Raw genomic sequence first — 4,455 nt, 5'->3', positions numbered from 1 at the left:
CTCTGAGCCTAATCCATATGGCTCAACATGGGATTGTACAAGTGATGCAGTGAATATAGGGGATTATAATCAGTCAGTATCAACGTCACTCAAGTATTCAGCAGCAGTTGAAGCATATAAATCAAAGATTCCAGTAAGAATTGGAGTAAAAAATAGTGGTTCTGAGTGCTTTCTGGAATACATCACTTTGAAATAAGTTTAGGTATAACAAAAGCTTCAAACCGACAGCCAACGCGTGGCATTTTTAGTTTGCGGTGAATTTAGTGTTTAAGGCGTAATGCGGCGGCTTGTTTTGTGCGTTGTCTGCGGTTTAAGCTGGCGTTAGCGCACAAGGCTCACCTTCAAAGGACGGATAATGAAACTAGACAGAATTACAAAGCACAATATATACGATGTTCTTCGTTTAAAACTAAAGGAGAAGCAAATCGGTTTTGTTTCTTCAAATGCATTTTCAATTGCCGAGTCATCAGTTAATCCTGATTATCAGACAAGAGCAGCAACGGTTGATGGTAAGGTTGTAGGATTTGCAATGTATACCGAGTGGGTAAATGCATTGTGGATGAAGGAGGAAAAGCCTGGTGAATACTACATTCCAAGGGTTATGGTGGACAAATCATACCAAGGAAATGGTTATGGACGACAATTAATGGTTTTACTACTGAATGAAATAGAGAAGAATCAACCTAAAGCAATCCACATAGTTTATTGTCCAGATAACACGGTTGCAAAGAAGCTTTATATGAGTCTTGGCTTTGTAGAGTATGGTAAAGACAGTTGTGGTGATACTTTGGCGAGGTTGACTTTCTAGTTTTTGGCAAAGTGCGCTAACAAACAATTCAAGCAGACCAAAAACGCGTGGCATTTTTAGTTTGCGGTGAGTTTGGTGTTTACGGTGGTTTGCAGAAACGGTATTTGTACGTTTTTGGCTACTTAATTGGGCGTTATACCAGCTCAAGAGGCAAAATGGATACTAAAAAGTTTGATGGAATTGTATTGATGGGTCCTTTTGGTGTAGGTAAGTCTTATTTGGGAAGATTCTTGCATCATGAGAAAATCGGAACTTATTCAGAGTTGGAGCCAGTTTTATACAAAAAATTTTCAGATGGTGGTGAGCTTGATACTGAGAGGGCTTCAGCTTTCATTAGGCAATATTATTTCAACACCCTTTCCTCCTCAGAAATCAATATGCCGATTTTTGAATCTACAGGCATGGTTCAGCGCCCATTGCTACTTGAAGTTATGAAGCAATACAATCTGGCTCTAGTAAAAGTGGTTGTTTCAAAAGAGGTAAGTTTGGAAAGGGTCGCAAAAAGAAATGCTGTAAGTCATACTGCTATTGAACAAAACCAAGTTAGCGAGTTTTACGATAACTGGATGCAAAATGTCGCTAAACTATACAAGTTTTCAGTGGAAGTTGATGGTTCAGATGTTCATTCTGCTACAGAGCTAATTAAGTTCTGTATACAAAATAAATAGTTAGTGTTGGGTTTGAGCATAACAAAAGCTTCAAACCGACAAACAACGCGTGGCATTTTTAGTTTGCGGCGAGTTTTGTGTTTAAGGCGCAATGCGGCGGCTTGTTCTGTGCGTTGTCTGCGGTTTAAGCTGGCGTTATGTTGTTTACGTAACTATGCATGTTATTAAGAAATCTATAGAATCAATGAATCTCTCATTTACGTTATTTTTAGGTTTATATGAAATTTTTTATTTTACTTCCTATCGTGCTGCTACTTTCGGCTTGTATAAGTCCTAATACAAAGGATGAATTTTTCTCAAAAGGAAATGCTACCCCTGAAATATCAATATCTGCTCCTCTAAATGAAGTAGAGGGTGCTGTTGATAGTTATATCTCTAAGTGTTTTGCGAATACCGAAACCATTGTTAATGGTGTTAGCTCTTTAGCATTATTTTCGGTAGAGAAAGTGGAACACCCTGATGAAAAAGGAGTATGGGTTAAACAATGGATTAATGGTGGTTATTTTCACTTGGTTTACTTTAAGTTGTCAGTAAACTCACATGGGAAGGGTGTACTCTCAGCCATTGAAAGACCTAAGTTAGGTACTATTTATGATGAGCTTGAAGTTATGGCTAAAGGTGATGTACCAAATTGTGAACTGATCTAAAAACATAACAAACGCTTCAAGCCGACTGCCAACGCGTGGTATTTTTAGTTCGCAGTAATAATTGTGATTAAGGCGCAATGCGGTAGCCGTTGTATTGCGTTGGCAGCGGTTTAAGCTGGCGTTATGTGTTTCATCAAATTTGAGATAGGGATATATGAGCAGATGTGACTGGGTCTTATCATTAACTGGCTGCGCTGGATGGTGTATTTCACTTCTATTAATTAATCTAGGTATAACTGATTCGATGATAGTTATGCTTGTTTTGCTTTCGTTCGTTTTTATTCAGCGAGCAAGTGTTGAGAGACGCTTCAAGAGAGATTGGGTAAAGCTGATATTGGCGGCAGTTTTGGGTGTTGGTCTCTCCTTTTCTATCAATGAATTAGTAGGACAGGGAAAAATCATGAACATGCCCATTTTAAAAGGGATTGAGGCAGGTTGAGTTCGCATTTTTTGCCTATCGCTAGAGAGCGGTATCACAGGTCACCCTTTTTCCTAACGATCGAGTTGAAGATCATTTTCAGTGTTTTTTAATCCCTCCCTATGAAAATTTGGAGGTCAACCAATGAGTCATTCTTACCCGTTTATGCATTTCGAAAACATCAAAGATTATCGCCAACAAGGAAAGGTCGAGCACAAGTTAACAGATATCATTTTGTTAACAATATGTGCCGTTCTTTCAGGTCAAGATGATTGGAAAGCGATTCAATTGTTTGGAGAAGCCCGTATAGATTTCTTAAAAACACTAGGAGATTTTCGTCATGGCGTTCCGTCGGCTTCGACAATATCTCGAGTGATGGGAATGGTCAGTGCACCTCGTTTGCAAAAGAGTTTTATAGAGTGGATAGAAGCCTGTTGTGAAGTGACAAAAGGTGAAGTGGTCGCGATTGATGGTAAGACAGTACGAGGCTCTTATGACAATTCTCAAGGGTTAGGCGCAATCCATATGGTTAATGCTTTTGCGACGGGAAATGGTGTGAGTCTTGGTCAACATAAAGTCTACGAGAAATCGAATGAGATCACCGCAATCCCAGACTTACTAGAGCTGCTGAACGTTGCAGGCTGTTTAGTGAGCATAGACGCAATGGGGTGTCAAAAGAAGATAGCCCAAAAGATAGTGAATAAGAGCGCGGACTATTTATTGTCGGTCAAGGGAAATCAAGGTCGTCTAGAGGCAGCATTTAATGATTATTTTCATATGGGTATGATGCAAGAGCACGATGGGGATTCGTACAGTACTCAAGAAAAATCGAGAGGTCGTTTGGAAACTCGGTTGGCGCTCACCAACACAGATTTGAGCGTTTTAGGAGATATAGAATTTGAGTGGCCAGAACTAAAGACGATGGGTATAGTGGTAAGCATAAGGCAGGAAGAGTCGGTAGCGAAGGAGCAAGAGTTCTCGGTGAGGTACTTCATAAGTTCGAAGGAATTAAGTGCTAAGGAATTGTTAAATTCGGTACGTTCCCATTGGTTAATAGAGTCAATGCACTGGACATTGGATACGACATTTGGAGAAGATGCGTGTCGTAAACGAGCGGAAGAAAGGGCAGAGAATTTTGCGAGGATCAGGCAGATGTGTTTGAACTTATTAAAACGAGAAATGACCTTAAAGGCGAGCATAAAGCACAAAAGAGCGATGTGTGCGATGAATCCTGAGTATCTTTTGAAGGTTCTGGGAAGCCTTAATTGACGGGAAAGTTCGTGATTTTTCCCTGCGGTAGCTTTTGTATTGCGTTGCCAGCAGCTTAAGCGGGCGTTAGAAAAAATGGGCAACATGAAGCTGCCCGAGGAACTATAGGTTGTAAGCAATTGGATTGAGTTTTCTAATCATCGCTCTACAAAATCGCATTCTTTTGAACGCATGGTTTTGTTGCTGGATGGTTAGATTCCCAAGGCTATATACTTTTTGGCACCAATGGTCCAATTCAACCGCATATAAATTTCGCAGCACACGTGCTGCCTTTTGTGTGTAGTCATTCATTTGTAAACTCCTTTTACATTTGACTTATAGTTCGTGCTTTCTTCAATGAAAGCGGGAGAATGGATGGTACACAAGTTTCTATGTGTACGCATGAATTTTTCTAACAAAGCATTTAAGACGGATTCCCAACGCTTGGCATTTTTGGTTTGCTTTAGCTTCGGTGTTTACGGCACCATACTATTAGTTTGGTGGTCTGCGTTGCTCACCACTTAATGCGGCGTTATAGTGCTTTGATAATTCAAGGGTTGTCAGGTTCTCGAAAATTGCTGACTTCAGTGTTTTTGAGCTCGATTCTTTAGCCTGAATTAAGGTGGTAAATCCTCGCAAGCCAAGCCGCTGTGGGGTCTCGTGCCA

5 protein-coding genes are annotated in these 4,455 nt (G+C 40.3%); all 5 read left to right on the top strand.

From position 1 onward, the window contains the following. The coding region (locus tag HC752_RS24900) for a hypothetical protein (RefSeq protein ID WP_238930617.1) at window positions 1-196 on the top strand (196 nt) is incomplete at its 5' end. A 159-nt stretch (window positions 197-355) separates the two neighbouring features. Further along, window positions 356-808 (top strand): GNAT family N-acetyltransferase, encoded by a 453-nt coding sequence (locus HC752_RS23600; protein WP_190337638.1) that lies wholly within the window; start codon window positions 356-358, stop codon window positions 806-808. A gap of 47 nt (window positions 809-855) precedes the next feature. Beyond that, window positions 856-1,476: a hypothetical protein gene (locus HC752_RS23595; protein ID WP_190337637.1), complete on the top strand. Its 621-nt coding sequence runs from the start codon at window positions 856-858 to the stop codon at window positions 1,474-1,476. A gap of 218 nt (window positions 1,477-1,694) precedes the next feature. After that, window positions 1,695-2,123, top strand: coding sequence for a hypothetical protein (locus tag HC752_RS23590; RefSeq protein ID WP_190337636.1), 429 nt, complete (start codon window positions 1,695-1,697; stop codon window positions 2,121-2,123). A 562-nt stretch (window positions 2,124-2,685) separates the two neighbouring features. Then, window positions 2,686-3,810: an ISAs1 family transposase gene (locus HC752_RS23585; RefSeq protein WP_190337635.1), complete on the top strand. Its 1,125-nt coding sequence runs from the start codon at window positions 2,686-2,688 to the stop codon at window positions 3,808-3,810. The last annotated feature ends 645 nt before the right edge of the window (window positions 3,811-4,455 follow it).

Origin of the sequence: Vibrio sp. S9_S30, from assembly GCF_014694455.1 — a bacterium.
Lineage (GTDB): Bacteria > Pseudomonadota > Gammaproteobacteria > Enterobacterales > Vibrionaceae > Vibrio.
Note: the sequence above shows the minus strand (reverse complement) of the source record. Positions and strands in the feature narration are given on the sequence as shown.